This is a genomic window from Micromonospora vinacea (assembly GCF_015751785.1).
Lineage (GTDB): Bacteria > Actinomycetota > Actinomycetes > Mycobacteriales > Micromonosporaceae > Micromonospora > Micromonospora vinacea.
Window position 1 is genome coordinate 5,394,119 of record NZ_JADOTY010000001.1, and the last position, 15,605, is coordinate 5,409,723.

Below are 15,605 nucleotides of genomic sequence, written 5' to 3' on the forward strand. Positions count from 1 at the left end.
TGCCCCGACTTCCGTGAGCCCGAGTGGATCACGCCGGTGAGGGGTGGATTGGCGCCGTAGGTCGCGTGTCCGTGTGGGCGGTTTGGTCGCTGGTGGGCGGTGTGGGTTGTGACCGGGTGCACCGGTGGGCTGGAATCATGGCCGGGGCGGGGTCGTTACATACCCTGACGATCGCAGCACCACGACCCGCCACCCGCCCCGCATGGGGTTGGGATGCAGGTCCGGCGGGTTGGAATGCCGACCCGCGCCCGGTCGTTGCAGTCCCCACGACCGACCGCAGGCATCGCCTTGTTGAGGGTGCCGATGGATGGGCCAACCCCGGAATGACCTGGGCCCGCCGGTCGTTACACAGGGTCCCGGCGCCACGAGCCCCCCGGCTCGCGAGGTCGCCGACCCCCCAGACTTTTCCCCTTTGTACGTGCAGCGCCGGACGAGGTGCTCACACCCTGCCGCCGCCCCCTGGTGGTTGGGGTGTTCCTACCCCCGAAGGAGCTACCCCTCATGAACACGATCTTCCGTAAGAGCATGCTGTCTGTTGCTGGTCTCGCGTTCGCCGGTGGTGTGTTCGCCGGTCCGATCGCCGCCCACGCCGCCACCCCGGTGGATGCCAAGCCCGTCGCCGTGGCTGTGCAGGCGCCGAAGCCGCAGGGCGACCAGTCCCACATCAGCCTCAACGATGAGCAGACCGCCAACGTCAAGGCGATCATCGCCGCCACGAAGAAGGCCGGTCTGCCGGAGCGGGCCGCGGTGATCTCGATCGCGACGAGCCTGCAGGAGTCGAAGCTGGAGAACCTCGGCCACCTCGGCGACCGCAACGACCACGACTCGCTGGGCCTGTTCCAGCAGCGCCCCTCCAGTGGTTGGGGCACCCCGGAACAGATCACCAACCCCGAGTACTCGACGACCGCGTTCCTGAAGGGTCTGAAGCAGGTCGACGGGTGGCAGGACATGGCCCTGACCGACGCCGCGCAGACCGTCCAGGTCTCCGCGTACCCGGACGCGTACGCCCAGTGGGAGCAGCAGGCCACCGATCTGGTCGGCCAGCACTGGAACAGCTGACCCCCGCCACCGCACGGAAGCACCACAGCACGGTAGGACCGTGAGAACACCGACCGCTGGCCGGCACCCGCAACCCGGGGTGCCGGCCAGCGATGTCTCCTCGCGAAGTCGGAGTGTCCGTGGACTGACAGATGCTTGTAAACACCTTCAGGATTGTGATGATCTCAAGTCGTTGTCGTGAATGAATAGGCGGTGATGGTCCACAGTGGATATGAACAGTGTCTTCGACTGTTTCGTTCAGCCGCAGACCGGCGTTTGCTAACTTGATGGCGTTCGACGCCGAGCGTTACGACCGCGAGGTCATCAAGCCGCTGCGCGGTCGACACGGACGACTCCCCGCCGGTGACCTTCTCCTGCGCTACGCGGTCGAGCCCGGCTGGACCGCCGAGCAGTTGGCCGTACATCTCAGGCAGCTACGACAGTTCTGGCAGGACCGCGCCGTAGGGCCGGACAGCCGGGCAGAGATCTGCCAATTGCTGATTCAGGCCGACGAGGCACTCGTTCGCAACGTCGGTGCCTTGATTTACGACCCCGCGTGGTGGCAGGAGCAGGCGACGGCGACGCGGAGCGATGCGGGGCGGCCGTCGCGGATACCCCCGCCGAGCCTGGCTCGGGCGGAGCCACCTCGGCCTGCCGAGCCACGCTCCGAGGTCCCGGATGACGCTCCTGGGTGGCGGGCCGAGGCACGTGACTTCATCCGTGCCCGCCTCGACGACTCCGGCGCCGCTGTCCCGCGTGAACCACAGCGACCTGCCGTTCGACGCGGTCGGGTCGCCGGGAGCGGTGGCTCCCCGGACGGTGCGCCGCAGGTGTCGGACGGAGCATCGGATGCGGGGGCCGCCACGCGGCAGGCAGGTGCGCCTCCAAAGCTGAACGAGTGGGTGCGGTCGGTCCAACCCGCCGAACTCACCATCCAGGCGCTCGGTGCCCGTGACGACAGGTGCCAGGTGCGGGTGTCCTGGTCAGCGACGGATGCCGAGGGGTTGGGGATCCGCTGGGCGGAGACGCCGCCGCCATGGCCGTCCGGCAGCGTCCTCCCCGTGTCGGCGCTGACGGCGTTCGGCACCGAGCTGGCGGGCACCCACCAGGTGCACGACGGCGAGGTGAGTCTCCTCGCCGAGGTGCCGGTGGGCTACCACCTCTACGTGCCGTACCTGGTGGAGCGGGACCAGGCTGTGGTTGGTCGGTTCGTTGCGCTTGGTCTGGCTGAACCGGTCCGCAGACTGAGGGCCGAACGCCGCGGCGACGACGTCATCGTCACCTGGGTCTGGCCGGAGGGGTCGAGACTGGCGACTGTCGAGTGGACGGCGTCAGGTGGCGTACGACAGGATCAGGTCACCCGCTCCGGCTACGCGGGGTCTAACGGTTTTCGCATCCCGGCCGCCCTGGATCCGGGGGTGGTCCGGGTCTCGGTGCTCACCGCAGTCGCCGCCGACGAGGCGTGTTCGCGGGCCCGCGAAGTCGAGCTACCACCGCGGTCGATACCCGTCTCGTACACCCTGACCCGGCACCGGCTGTGGAGGTTCGGCCGGCGGGATCTCGCTGTCCGGCTGCGGGCGGAGACGGATCTCGTCGACCTCGTCCTCACCGTCGTGCTCGGCACGGATCTCGCGATGCCGCCGTCCGCGGATCACGGGACCGTGCTCGTCGAGCACGAGGGCCTCAGCCTGGTCGCCCACCAGGCTCGAGAGTTGACGATCCCCGTTCCGGTGCTGCCCCGGCGTCAAGACCCGTACTGGGTCCGGTGTTTCCTGCGCGGTCCGGTACCGACAGTGGTCACCGGTCCTCCCGTCGAATCGATGAGGTTGACATAGTGGTAAACGTCGCCTGCCCGTTCTGTTACGAGCGCATCGACGGCTCGGCGTTGTGGTTCCAGTGCCTGGGCAAGGGCGACGCGGACCACAAGGGTTGCGCGCCCGGCACCGACACGGCGCGCCACAACATGACCGGTTTCACCGAGACGATGCTTCCGGTCTTCGCACCCCCACGCAACCAGCGTCTCCGGCCGGCACGGATCGCCTGGTGCCCGGACTGCGGTGGCCGCACGGGGATCCGAGCGTGCCCCTCCTGCCACACCCCGGTGCCGCCCAACTTTGGGGAGGCGTCCAGCCCGATGATCGCCATGTTCGGCGGGAAGGGCACCGGCAAGACCGTCTACCTCACGGTTCTCGCTCATGAGATGCGCAGCCGCGACCTGCGTCGTCGGTTCGGCGCGGACATCAGGATGACCGGCGACGGGCAGGGTGGCTTCAAAGCTCCGCGGGCGTGGCTGGAGCAGAACGTCGACCGGATGTTCACCGAGCACAAGCTGTTCGAGGCGACCCCGCCCGCGGTTGGCGGCCGGCAGAGTCCGCTGGTGTTCGAGTGGCGGGGTGAGCGCCGTCGGTGGCGGCGCAAGCCGGTGTACCGCACCAGCTACCTGTCGTTCCACGACACGGCGGGCGAGGATGTCGGCACCCTCAGCGGCGCCAACGACTTGGCCTACATCGGCGCCGCCGACGGCCTGATCCTGCTGCTCGACCCGTTCATGCTGCCCGAGGCGCGGGAGCGGCTTCGACTACCGCCTTCGGCGATCCGGTCGAAGGAGGACACCATCGCGGTAGTCGACCGACTCACCCAGAGCCTGCGTTCCAGCAACGGAGTGGGCGGCAGTCAGCGGATCACCAAGCCGGTCGCGGTCGCGTTCGCCAAGATGGATGCCTTCTTTGATGTCTTGGGCCGGGACCACCCGCTGTGCCATGAGCCGAAGCGTGGGCCGGCGTACGACGAACAGGTGGGCCGGGCCACCCACGAGCAGGTTGCCGCCCTGCTTCGGGACTGGCAGGGCGACGACATCGAGCAGCACCTGCGAATGAACTACACGACCTTCCGGTACTTCTTTGTCTCCGCGCTGGGGGCCCCACCGGATTACGACAACGCCATGGTCGAGCCCGGAGGTGTTCGCCCGTACCGGGTCGACGAGCCGTTGCTCTGGCTGCTCAGCCTTCGCCGTTTCGGCGTCGTACCAAGGCAGCGCTGAATGACGGGGCGGTTCGAGGCGCTGATCTGGACGGATTGCCGGGAGGGCCAGGGGCTCCGCGGGACACCTGGTCTCCAGTTCCAGGCCCGGTCGGCGGGCGCGGACCGGAACGCGGAGGCCGTCGTGCAGCGGAACCTGCTCTACGAGCCGCCGCCGCGGTGGATGGGGCAGCGTCGCCCGGTCAGCGACTACCCCGCCTCGTTCGCCCACGTCTGGGACGGGTTGCTTGCCACCGCCGCCGGCGTCTACCTGGGTCGTGAGAGTGTGGGGGGCCGGGAGGGTAACCAGCTCACCCATGCCATCGTCACCGACGACCCGGCCGCGTACGGCCTCGTGCGGCCGGCCCAGATGTTTGGTGCGCCGTTCTGGACCGCTGAGCCGGCACGGACCACGCAATGCCCGGCACTGCTCCCGGGCTGGCATCCGGGTTCCTTCGGCGCGGCCGAGGCGCAAACGTTCGTTCGCGGCGCACCCGACGGAGATGAGTTGCTCGGGGCGCTGTTGTCGACGCTGCGCCCTCCCTCCGGCCAGCTTGGCCGGCGGGTTCTCTTCGTCGCCCGTGAGGCGGCCGAGGTGATGCGATGGATCACCGCGGTCACCCTGTTGATACCGCAGCGGGAGGCCCTGCGGATCGGGTTCAAGGTGTTCACGCTCAATCCCGCATTCGCGCCGCATCGAATCCTCGCCGTGCATCCCGACTGGGGTGGGGCGGAGGCCACGCTCGACAACGATCAGGGCTACGCCGTGTTCGACCTGGTCCGGCACGACTGGAGTCGGGTCACCCACACCCGAGCGGCGCGGCAGTGGACGGAGCTGTTCCTCGCCGAGGACCCGATGGACGTGGTGGATGCCGTCGAGGTCGCAGCGGCGTCCGGGCTCGACGACGACGGTGGTACCACTGTCGCTCTCGCGGCCATCCTTGGCCGCCGCCCCCCTCCGGAGAAGGCTGCCGGATTGGTCGGCTGGCTGCGGCAGGGGCCGCCGCAGCTGGTCAGGCGTTACGGCAGCGGCATCGTCGACCTCCTGGTGGCGGCGTCGTCGCAGTGGCCGGTGGAGGTGCTGCGCAGCCTCGACGAGGTCAGCCGCGCCACCACATCATGGCATCGAGCGGCGCAGGTGCGGCTCGCTCTGATCGAGGCCGAGTTGCGCGAGGCGACGGTGGCGGGTGTCGTCCGCCCCGAGCGAGCCCCCCCGCTCAGCGGTGAGTGGACTCCGGCCGAGCACGAGCGGTTACTCGCCGCGATCATCAGGGAGATGCGCCTCGCCGAGCCGCCCATGTTCGAGACCCTGCTCCGGCTGTGCGGGCGCTTCGGGCTCCGTCCCCCACTCGCCGATCTGCAACCCGGCCTGGATCGCTTCGTGCTGGACTGGGCTGACAACCCGGATCACGCATACCAGGTCGCGTCGTGGGCCTGCGCGGAAGAGATCCAGCGGCTCCTGCGCCACGAACTCGGCGAGCGCTTGGCGCACGAGCCGGACCGGGCGTACGACCTCGGCGACAGTTGGTGGGACGTGCTGTTGCGCGAACCCATGCGACTCGACGAGCCGTTGGACGCGGCGGTGGTGGAGGCCGCCCTGCGCCATCTGCCCGCACGCCAGCAGCTCGACCTGGTCGAACAGTGCCTGCGCACCGCGTTGGCCGCAACGCGCCCGGTGGCGATGGTGAACCGCACCGCCTCGGTCATCTGGACACACCGTGCCGTCAGCCGTGCCGAGGCGCACCTGTTGGCGCACCTGCTGCCCCGCGACACCCCACTGGACTCACGGGTGTTCGCGTTGCTGCACCAGGAGGTCATCGACTACCGATCAAAGCGGGAGTACATCGACGCGGCGCTTGTCGTGATAGCGCACGGCCTGTGGGTGCCGCAGGTGGACACGCTCCACGCCATCACCGGGCACCGTGCACTCGCCTACGTGTTCGACCAGCTGGCCGACCCGACGTTCGACGGGTCGGCGCTGCTCAGGGCCCTGGACGACGTGTCACCACATCTGGCGTGGGCGCAGATGCCGGACCTCTGCGAGGCGATAACGCGGGCGCCGGTGGTCGCGGTGGCTTTGACCGTGCTCACCCACGTGCACGTCCAGCAGCTCACCGAACCCTGTTCCCGCAAGCTGTGCGGGGAGTTGATGAACAACTCCAACCCCGCACACGTCGCCCTGGCATTCGTGCTGCTGAACATCGGGTCGCAGTCGGCCGTGATGGCCTCGATGATCCAGCCGGGCGTACGCGCCGACCTTGATCGGCAGGTGCGAACTGTGGTGTCCCGCTGTTCGGAGAAGCGGTTCCGGGAGATAACGACGCACATCGACGGGCTGGGGCCGATGTGGTCGGCACTGTGGAAGACGTTCGCGCGCTCGCACCGGCGTGGGCTGGTCAGGCGCCTGCGGCAGCGTAGACGGGGGTGATGGATGCCTGGGCTGCTCGCCATCCCGCTCGTCCTGCTGGCGCTGCTCATCGTGGTGGCCCTGTACGGCTTGGTCGTGATCATCCTGACGCCGTACGTGCTCTATGTCCTGTCGGCCGGCTTCCTCGCAGGGCTGGTCCTCGCCCTGGTCGAGACCACCCGGACGTACGGCGGGCTGCTCGACCCGCCGCGGGCGCGTACCCCGCGGGACCAGTTCACGGCGGTGCGCCCCCGCAGGTCCTCGTCGCGCCACATCGACTACGCCTGGTCGCATTACGCCGTCTGGCAGGCGGGGTACGACCTGTGGGCCGTCGTCGAGCGTTGCCACCGCCACGTGACCCGGTCGTGGACCTCCACGTGGCGGTCGCTGCCCCGACTGCCCCGCTACCACAGGCGTTATGGGCACAATTCCTCCGACGGCGCCGGCCCGGACGGGTCGACCCGGACCCGAACCTGGACGGTGCTGCTGGCCTGGCCGGTGCTCGCCCTGCCCGGCGCGGGGCTCGCCGGCCTCACCGTGGGGGTGGTGACCGGCGTCGCCGTGCTCAGTGTCGTCGTCGTGGCGGTCTTCGTGTCGATCTGGATCTTCGGGACCACGGTAACGGCGGGGTTGCGCGTCGTCGATCGGCGGTGGCGGGCCTCCTGGCACACACAGACCTGCTGTACGCACTGCTACTACCTGGTCGACCTGCCGGTCTTCGCCTGCCCGACGACCCACCCGTCGAGCGCCCCGACGGGTTCTGACCGGCACCGGGCGCTGCGGCCCGGCATGCAGGGGCTGTGGCGGCGGCGCTGTGGCTGTGGAACGTCGTTGCCGGTCCGGCAGGCGTCGGCGGGCGCGCGGCTCACGGCGCGGTGTCCCAAGTGCGACACCCCGTTGGCCACCAGTACCGGGCGGGCCACCGAGATCAGAGTGGCAGTCTTCGGTGCACCCGACGCGGGGAAGTCCACGCTTGTCGACGCCATGGTGGCCGCACTTGCCGCACGTTTCCCCCCGGACCGCTGCGCCGTCGTGCGATGGCGCGACGAGCGCGGTGGGCCGCGAGCCGTCGGCGTGACGCTGCAGGCCCACCGCGCCCCGCAACGGGTGCAGGTGTTCGACGCGCCCGGCCGGGGCCTCGTCGACCGGGAGATCTGTGCGAACTACGGCTACCTGGACAACACGCGGAACTTCGTCTTCGTCCTCGACCCCCTGTCACTGCCAAGGGTGCGTGAGCAGGTGGCCGGGCTGCCGCCGCACCTGGTGCCGATCGTGCGGGTCGCCGAGCACGATCTGGTGGACTCGTACGAGGCAGTGGTCGTGGGCATGCGGTATCGGGGGGTCGACACGAGCCGCTGCCGGCTCGCCATAGTGGTGTCCAAGGGTGACCTGCTCAGCCTGCTACCGGGGGTCGCACCGCTTCGAGCGGGTTCGACGGAGATCGAGCGACTGCTGGTCGAGCAGGGCCTCGACGGTCTCCTGATGTCGGCGAACCGGGACTTCGGCGAGGTCCGGTACTTCCTGCACGGCCAGAGCGACCCGCCGTCGCCCGGTCCGCTGATGTGGCTGCTGCGCGGCGAGCGAGCCCTCCGCTCGGAGGTGACAAGTGCGCTCCGCTGACCTGCCCACCTCCTATCGGACGACCCGACTGGCCATCCTGGTCCTGACGTTCGCCGCCGCGATGGCGTTGGTGGCGTGGTCGGTGTGGGTCGGCCTGCCGCAGGCGATCTCCCGCACCATGGCAGACGTGTTGCGGGCCTCCTGGTGGGTGTGGAGCCCGTTGAGCTAGCCCTGACCGCGGGCGCGTCGTCCCTCGTCGAGCAGGCGAGCCTGCACCCGGTGGCGGTTGGCGTGCGTCTCGTCGCCGACCCGCTCCCACAGGCCGGCGAGTTGGCGGTGCTCCCGCGCCAGGCGGTCGCGCAGCGTGACGTTCGCCGCGTCGTCGCGGAACAATCGACCCCGGATCTCGCAGCTCTCGGTGAGCGCCTCGATGGCCGCTCCGACGTCGCCGGCCTCCAGCAGCAGGCCGGCCTGCTGCCCGAGTACCGCCGCCAGGTCCTTCCCATAGCGGGCCGGGTCGGCGGTGGCAAGTCGGCGGTGGATGAGCACCACGTCGCGGAACGCCAGGGTGGCTTCGTCGCGCCGTTCGAGGTCGTGCAGCAGGACGGCTCGACAGTGATGGGCCGTCGCCAGTGCCGCGAGGACGGCGGTGCTCCCGCCCGCCACGAGGGTGCGGTAGAGCCCTACGGCCTCGTCCGCAGCCGTCAGCGCCGCCTGCGGCGACCCGACCTCCCCGAGGTCCATGGCCTGCCTCAGCAGGGCTTTCGCCAGGGCCGGGACCTGGCTGACCTGGCTGCCGGTGACGAGTTGGCGGTGCAGGTCCACCCGCTCGTCCTCCACCGCGAGAGCGGACGCGGCATCGTGGCGAAGCCGGTGTAGAGCGGCCAGAGTGCCGAGCGCGTCACCGAGATGACCGAGGACCGCTGCCTGGTCGTGCGCCGATCCTTCGCCCGTCCCGGTCGTCCGGTCGCTGCGGCGTCGTTCCGCGTCGACGAGCAGCCGCGCGTGCCGTACGGCCGACTGCGCCGCGGCGAGACCCTCCTCGGTGCGGTCCAGCTCACCGAGGAGCCATGCCTGCCGGATCTCGCTGGCGCACACCGGGGTGAGGTGGCTGTCCGGTTGGTCGAGGTGAATCTGGTGATGGTGCGTCACCGCCCGGTTCGTGGCGGTGAGCGCCTGCACGGTCAGACCGGCGCGGTGCAGTTGGTCGGCCCAGGCATCCAGGGTCGAGGTCAGCCGCTGCACCAACCGCGGCGAAGCCGACTGCCTGGCGGCGTCGACGATCCGTTGCCACAGGTCCACCTCGTCGGCCAGCACGTCGAGCACGTCCGCGTCGGATCTGTTGGCCAGCAGGAGCCGACGGTGCTGACCGAGCGCCTCCGCGAGCCAGGGCAGGTAACGGTCGATCTCGCCCAGTCGGCGGGCGCCCTGAACGAGCGTGGCCGACTCGGCCGCCGGCTGGCCGGCGAAGAGAGGCCCAGGGTCGGGCATGCCCTCGGCCACGGCCCGCATCATCGGATGCGGGGTGCGGGGATCCTGCACCAACCCGCGGAGCCGGTCCGCCAGGGCCGGTGGCAGGGTTTGGGCAGTGGTAGCGAGCGCCTGCAGCAACATCACCAGGAGAGCCGGCTGCTCGCGTACCACCTGCCAGAGTGGTTCGGCGAGGTGTGGGTGCCGGTGACACGCCGGGCCGAGCACCGTCATCGCTCGACCAGCTTGCGCCGGCGTACAGAACCCCATGATGCCCGTGACCACGGCAGGGTTGCGCAACGCGGCGGTCACCGCGAGATCGTGTCGCACCGCGTCGGGCTCGACCGGCCCCCAGTATCCGCCGTCGGCGCCCGGATACAGCTCGTGCAGCCAGGTCGCCAGGCGGTGCACGGTGGCCCGGTCGTTGGCGTCCTCCGGGCGGATCCGCCGCACGACCTCATGGGCGTCGGTGATCCGGTCCGCGCCGTAGAGGGCGGCCGCCCCCAGGTACTCGTCGAGTTGGCCCGGTCGCGCGTACGAGATCCGGGCGGCCACGGCAGTGCCCTCGCCGTACCGGCGCTCCTGGGCGACCATCGCGGCCACGACCTCCGTTACGGAGATGGGAGGTCGCTCCGTCCCGGTGCGAACGAGGAGTCGCAGCGCGGCCAGGTGCAGCGTGACGGGGGCGGAGTAATGGTCGTCGTCGGCGTTGGGCAGGGTGATCGAGGCGGCGTGCCGCCGCCAGTAGTCGGTGCCGGAGCCGGCGTCCAACCGTGCCGCCAGGTCGGTCAGGGCGTCGCTGAGGGCGGCCTGCCGGGCGCGCCCGGCCGCCCAGGGCGCAGGCAACTGCCGGACGGTTCCCTCCCGGGACAGGGGATCGGTGCGGCGCAGTTCCTGCCACCAGTCGCCGGCGGAACGGGCGAGCAGGAGCAGACGAAGCGGCTTCGTGCCGTGTGCCGCACGGGCCAGCTCCCGGCGCACCGCGTCCGGTCGCCTATCGGCGTGGTCCACCACGACCAGCCCGCCGTCTGCCGTGTCGGCGTCGGACACCGGAGCGTTCCGCCAGCGCCCCTCACGGGTGTCGAGAAGTTCGAGCACCAGTCTGGTCTTGCCCTGGCCGGCGCCGCCGGTGATCACCCGCACCGCCGAGCCGGGGCTGTCGCACCACCGTCGCAGGTCGGCCAGTTCGGCCGAACGGCCGCTGAAACGCACCACCCGGTGGTGTGGAGCCAGCAGGTCCGCCGGTGCGTCCGTCGCCGCGGCCACGTCGCGCGCCGCAGGATCCTCGCCAGCCGCGTCACCCGACACCGGGTCGAGGCCCGGGTCGGCAGGGCCAGTGTCGGCCAGTTCCGCGGTATCGGTGAGCGGAGCTACGGCGGGTCCGGTTGTCCGTGCTGCGACGCGATCCAGTCGCGCCCGGCCAATGTTGTTGATCACCGCGAAGGGACGGCTGTCGGTCGTGATCGCGGCCCGCCCGGGGCCCGGGGTGAGCGCGGTGAAGTGGTCGCGGGCCACCCCCACCCGGGCCTGCACCGCCTGGGACAGCTCGTCCAGCAGTTCCCCGGCACGGAACAGGTCGGGACGCTGCAGCGTGTCCAGCAGCAGGGGTTGGACTCCCTCGACGAACCGGTAGCGTCCAGCCTGCCCGTCGACGACCCGCAGCAGGCCGCTGAGCAGCACCTCCGCCAGTTGTGACGGCGGGGCGGAGCGGAACATAGCGTGTTGGATGTAGCGGATCACCGGCAGCACCGGCTCGCTCATCGCGACGTAGCCGGCGAGACGGAACGCCTCGGGTGACGCCGACGAGCGGAAGTGCCGGACCCGGTCGGTCGGACTGGGCGCCACCCGTTCCCGGACCGGCATGCTGGGGGTTCGTTCGCCGGTGACCACGGTCACCGCAGCCGTCACCGCCGTCGTACCGGAGAGGAGCCGGGTCCAGCGGCCGACCCAGCGTGGCGAGATCTCCAGGACCGGCACCACGGTGCCGTCGGAGGCGGGTAGGCCGTCGAACGCGGCGAACCGCAGGTCGGTGTTGGGTGCGCCCGGGCGTGGAGCGCTGAGCGCCCCCACCACGGTCCGTCCGCCGGTACGGGACCACATGCGTTCCGGCAACGGTTGCAGGATCGACACTGGACCGTGCCGGGCCCAGCGGTGGAGGAAGGCACCCGCCGCACCGGTGTGCCAGATCCGGTGGACGCAGTCGCTGATGACGATGACGACGCGCCGTCCGGTGGGGTCGATGAGTTCGGCGGGACGACGCGCTTCCCCACGCCAGCTCGACAGCACGGCATCGACCGCGGCGTCATCGCCGTGCAGCCGCCACCTGCTGACCTGCCGGAATACCCCGGAGGAGGCGAGGGTGTCGGCCACGCTCGTGGCCAGGTCCCGCCACAGCGTCATGGAGGCGGTGCTGTCCACCACCACTGCCGCGTCAAGCCACCGCTCGGTCGACGGTGTCAGCACCGCACGCCAGGGTTGTTCGGCCAGCATGTGTTCGGCGACGGCACGTACCGTCGCCTCCTCGTCGAGGACGTCGAGCCGCCGGTTCGGCACCCTTCGCATCAGCGGGCGCAACGATCGCTGGAATCCCAGTCGGTCGGCGAGCGCGATCGAGCGGGGTACCGCGACCTCGGCGGCCGTCGCCGTTCCGGTCCGGGACGGGGGTACGTGCAGGCTGGTGGGTGTCGGCGGACGGGGCGGCACCGGCGCGGGCGCTGGGTCCGCCCCGCTGAGCGGTGCCGGCGCGTCGTCGAGAGCGTCGTCGACCGGCTCGGGCTCAGCCGGGGCGTCCGCCGCCGGTCCGGGCTGCACGGCAGGGGCGCGTGGTCGCAGATGGTGGCCGAGCCAGAGCGTCTCCGCGAGGTCCCGTGCGGTCGGATCACCACCCGCCGCGACAATGGCGTCGCGGAGTCTGTCAATCGTCATCGGACCGGCGGGACAGGTGTGTCATCACCTTCTCGGCCAGCTGCACCCGGTCCACACCGCCGGAGCGGCCTGCCTGGTCGGTCAGGTAGATCGCGTTGAGCAACTGGTCCGTGGCGAGGTCGCCCGGCTCCCGACGCGCGAGGAAGGTGTCGATCAGGTCTGCGCTGTCCTGGGCGAGACCGTCAAGGTGCGCGTCGACGATGCTTGTCAGCTTGTCCTCGTCAGGCTGCGGGAGGGTGACCTGGATGCACCGCCGGAGGAACGCGGGTGGGAACTCCCGTTCGTCGTTGCTGGTCATGACGATGACCGGGAAGGCGCGACACCTGACCTGCCCCTGATGGACGGGCACACGATGGGTGCTGTCCGCCGTCATCACCTGGGCGTCGGCGGCACGGTCCGACTGCCGCACCAGCTCGCCGATTTCGTACGCGCCGTCCTCGAAGATGGTGAGCAGATCGTTGGGAAGGTCGAGGTCGCCCTTGTCGATCTCGTCGATCAGCAGCACCCGGGGTCTGGTCGAGGGCAGCAGGGCGGTGCCCAGCGGACCCAGCCGGATGAAACGGCCCAGGTCCTCACCGTCGTAAGGTGCGGCGCTGCCGTCGGCACGTCGGCTGGTCTGGTAGAGCCGTGCCAACGGGTCGTACTGGTACAGGCCGTCCTTCAGGGTCACCCGGCTGGTGATGTTCCAGCGCAGGGGTCGGCCGAGTTTCAGCTCGTGGGCGATCGCCGTCGCGAGCGTCGACTTTCCGGTGCCCGGGTGGCCCGTCACCAGCAGTGGACGACGCAGGTACAGGGCGGCGTTCACCAGTTCGACGGTGGCCGGGTCCGGCCGATAGTTCGCACCGCGACGGATGTCCGCCTCGGTCTCGTTCACCTGCGGCGCGGTGGGGGTGGCGGTTTCGTCGAAGACCCGCCACGGCGGTGGGGCGGGTAGCCGATCGACACCGTCGTGAGGAACTCCGGTGCCTTCATAGATCCACCATCCTGGTTTCTCGGACACGCTCACTCCTCACTCCGCGAAGCTCAGGCCGGTCGGTCGACGCCGAGGTTCGTCCCACAGCAGGGTGACGTCGCGGCCGCAGTGTTCGTCCTCGTCGTCGAGTTCGCCGGCCTCCACCCGCAGGTCGCGGACCCGCGCGGGCAACTCCTCGCTGCGGATGTCGCCCAGTCGGCTGGCCATCGTGCCGCTGAAACGCCGGCTGGCGCAGATGGTCTCGGTGTCGGGGCAGGCGCAGGCCGTCCGCTGCCACAGCAGGACCGGCAGGCCACTCGCCACCGCGGAGCCGACCCGGTCCGGCTCTGTCCAGCGGCCCGCCAGCCCGAGCGCCAGCGGGCGATTCGCGGAGCGCAACCACGCCTTGAACTTCCGCAGTTCCCCGGTGCGGTGGGAGCAGTCGCGCCAGCTCATCGTGGCGTTCAGGTGGCCGGGACGCTCGCGAAGCTGTCGGGTCCGTTCCTCGATCATGCGCGGATCGGTGGTGTCGAACCATTCCAGGGCGCGCACCACGACCGGCCGGCTCCAACCGAGCGGTACCTGGTCATGGTCGTCGAGGGCACGCCAGGAGTCGACCGGCCAGCCGAGGTGACCACGGGGCAGCACGAACTCGACGGCGATCGTCTCGTACGTGGCGTGCGCCATCTTCCGGTACGCCTCGGGCAGGTGCTGCTCGACGGTCTCCTGGATCCTGTCCTCGGTGACCGTCTCCTCAAGGATCCGCTCGTCCAGGCCACCGTCGGGGTTCGTGGCGGTCCAGATGGTGACGTGGTGGGCCTTGCGCCCTTCCGCCGACGGCGCGATCCGGACCACCACCCACCCTGGCCGGGGACCGAGGTCGTCGACTGCCGGCTCCACCGGCGCCGCGTCCTCCGTATTCCACCCGTGTCGTCCCACCCATTCGCGCAGGGCGGCGCTGTGCTCGGGGGACTTCAGGCCGATCCGCCGCAGGAGGGTGACGACGAGGTCGACAACCTCGTCGTCGGGGAAGGTGGTGTTCACCGCCATCCACTCGACCATGGCGAGCACGCTGCTCATCGGTCGTTGCGGCAGGTCGGGGGTGAGCCGGGTGGGGTGCCCCAGCACCGCCGTCGGCAGCCGGCGCATGTCGGGGAGCGTCAGGCCGTCCAGGATGGAACGCAGCTCCCGGTACGCGATCGGATCGAACGGGCCGAGGCGCATGCGGTCGATGATGGGTGGCCAGTGCCGGCCGATCTCGTCGAGCGGCAGCACCACGCCGGTTCGCATGTCCGGGTCCCGGTCGGCGGAGATCACCATGCCGACGACCTCGTAGGTCCCCTGCACGTAGGCGGCCGAGCCGCTGTAACCGCGTGCCAGACGGGTGCCTCTGGTCTGGCTCGCGGTGGTCTGGCACGCCTGCCCGGCCAGCCGGGGGTACGCATCGGCGTGGAAGTGGGCGATCTGGCCGGTCTTCCGGTAGCCGTCGGGGAAGCCGAACGCACCGAGTTCCTGTCGTGCGAAGATCTCCACCCCGTTCAGTGGTGCGAGCCGCGCCGGCTCCACCTCCACGGGCTCGGTCAGGCGGATCACCGCGACGTCGCCCTCGTCGACCTCGCCTGCTGACCAGGGCCCCCGGAACACCACGTCACCGTCGAGGCCGCCGAGGCTGGGCTGCAGGAACGACACCCTGACGGCTGCCGCGTCACCCACTACGTGCGCGCAGGTCAAAATGTGTTGGGCATCGATCAGGAAGCCGCTGCCTGATCCGCCGGCAGCGTCGACTCGCACCTGCCACCGCGGTGCGGTACTCACCGTTGGGCGACCTCGGTGCGCGAGGCACCGCCCGACCAGCTGAGCTTGACCGTGAGGTGAGCGTCGACGCCCGTCCTGGCGAAGACGGCCCCGGCCTCAGTGGTGAAGTTGACCCCGAACTCGATCTCGATGTCGTCCGGTCGGTGGACGGCTTCGCGGAAGGTCGTGAGGGCTTTCTGCGCCGCGACGTTGATCTCTCGTAGACCCGCCTCGAATCGCTTCCGCGCCTCGACGATCTGGTCCGCACCGAGCCCCGCCTCACTGAAACCGCTCTCTCGCCTGTCGATTTCGAAGACGACTTCCTCCCCGTCCTCGGTGCGGACACGCATCAGCTCGGTTGGCATCAAACCTCCCATTGAAGCCCAGGTTCGGTTGAGCATCGACCACTGTGTACAAAGCCGCTGTCGGGTCGCTGACTCA

The 15,605-nt window shown here is 70.3% G+C and carries 10 protein-coding genes; 6 read left to right on the plus strand and 4 right to left on the minus strand.

The genetic code is table 11. The features are described from left to right. The first annotated feature begins 501 nt into the window (after positions 1-501). The 6 genes from IW249_RS25380 to IW249_RS25405 all read left to right on the plus strand — a co-directional run bounded on the left by IW249_RS25380 (position 502) and on the right by IW249_RS25405 (position 8,252). A complete protein-coding gene (locus IW249_RS25380) occupies positions 502-1,059 on the plus strand; it encodes a hypothetical protein (RefSeq protein WP_196923053.1) in 558 nt (185 codons plus the stop codon). Between the two features lie 881 nt (positions 1,060-1,940). After that, positions 1,941-2,873, plus strand: coding sequence for a hypothetical protein (locus IW249_RS25385; RefSeq protein WP_196923054.1), 933 nt, complete (start codon positions 1,941-1,943; stop codon positions 2,871-2,873). Next, entirely contained in the window at positions 2,873-4,078 is a 1,206-nt protein-coding gene (locus IW249_RS25390) for a zinc ribbon domain-containing protein (RefSeq protein WP_196923055.1), read from the plus strand. Before IW249_RS25385 ends, IW249_RS25390 begins: the two co-directional genes overlap by 1 nt. Further along, positions 4,079-6,484 carry a GTPase-associated protein 1-related protein gene (locus IW249_RS25395; protein ID WP_196923056.1) on the plus strand — a complete coding sequence of 802 codons (2,406 nt, stop codon included), beginning with the start codon at positions 4,079-4,081 and terminating at the stop codon, positions 6,482-6,484. A gap of 3 nt (positions 6,485-6,487) precedes the next feature. Further along, entirely contained in the window at positions 6,488-8,083 is a 1,596-nt protein-coding gene (locus IW249_RS25400; protein ID WP_196923057.1) for a hypothetical protein, read from the plus strand. Further along, positions 8,070-8,252, plus strand: a complete 183-nt coding sequence (locus IW249_RS25405; protein WP_196923058.1) for a hypothetical protein — start codon at positions 8,070-8,072, stop codon at positions 8,250-8,252. Before IW249_RS25400 ends, IW249_RS25405 begins: the two co-directional genes overlap by 14 nt. On the opposite strand, the gene IW249_RS25410 is transcribed toward IW249_RS25405, so the two are convergent. From IW249_RS25410 to IW249_RS25425, 4 genes are read right to left on the minus strand one after another with little or no spacing between them, the layout of a single operon-like run. Further along, positions 8,249-12,418, minus strand: a complete 4,170-nt coding sequence (locus tag IW249_RS25410) for an SAV_2336 N-terminal domain-related protein (protein ID WP_196923059.1) — start codon at positions 12,416-12,418, stop codon at positions 8,249-8,251. The two genes, IW249_RS25405 and IW249_RS25410, sit on opposite strands and share 4 nt — an antisense overlap. After that, the gene (locus IW249_RS25415; protein ID WP_307788703.1) at positions 12,408-13,418 is read right to left on the minus strand and encodes an AAA family ATPase; all 1,011 of its coding nucleotides are present in this window, start codon (positions 13,416-13,418) and stop codon (positions 12,408-12,410) included. The genes IW249_RS25410 and IW249_RS25415 overlap by 11 nt, the downstream gene beginning before the upstream one ends. 9 nt (positions 13,419-13,427) lie before the next feature. After that, positions 13,428-15,185 carry a VMAP-C domain-containing protein gene (locus IW249_RS25420; protein ID WP_196923060.1) on the minus strand — a complete coding sequence of 586 codons (1,758 nt, stop codon included), beginning with the start codon at positions 15,183-15,185 and terminating at the stop codon, positions 13,428-13,430. Next, positions 15,182-15,529 (minus strand): CU044_2847 family protein, encoded by a 348-nt coding sequence (locus tag IW249_RS25425; RefSeq protein ID WP_196923061.1) that lies wholly within the window; start codon positions 15,527-15,529, stop codon positions 15,182-15,184. The genes IW249_RS25420 and IW249_RS25425 overlap by 4 nt, the downstream gene beginning before the upstream one ends. Positions 15,530-15,605: the final 76 nt, after the last annotated feature.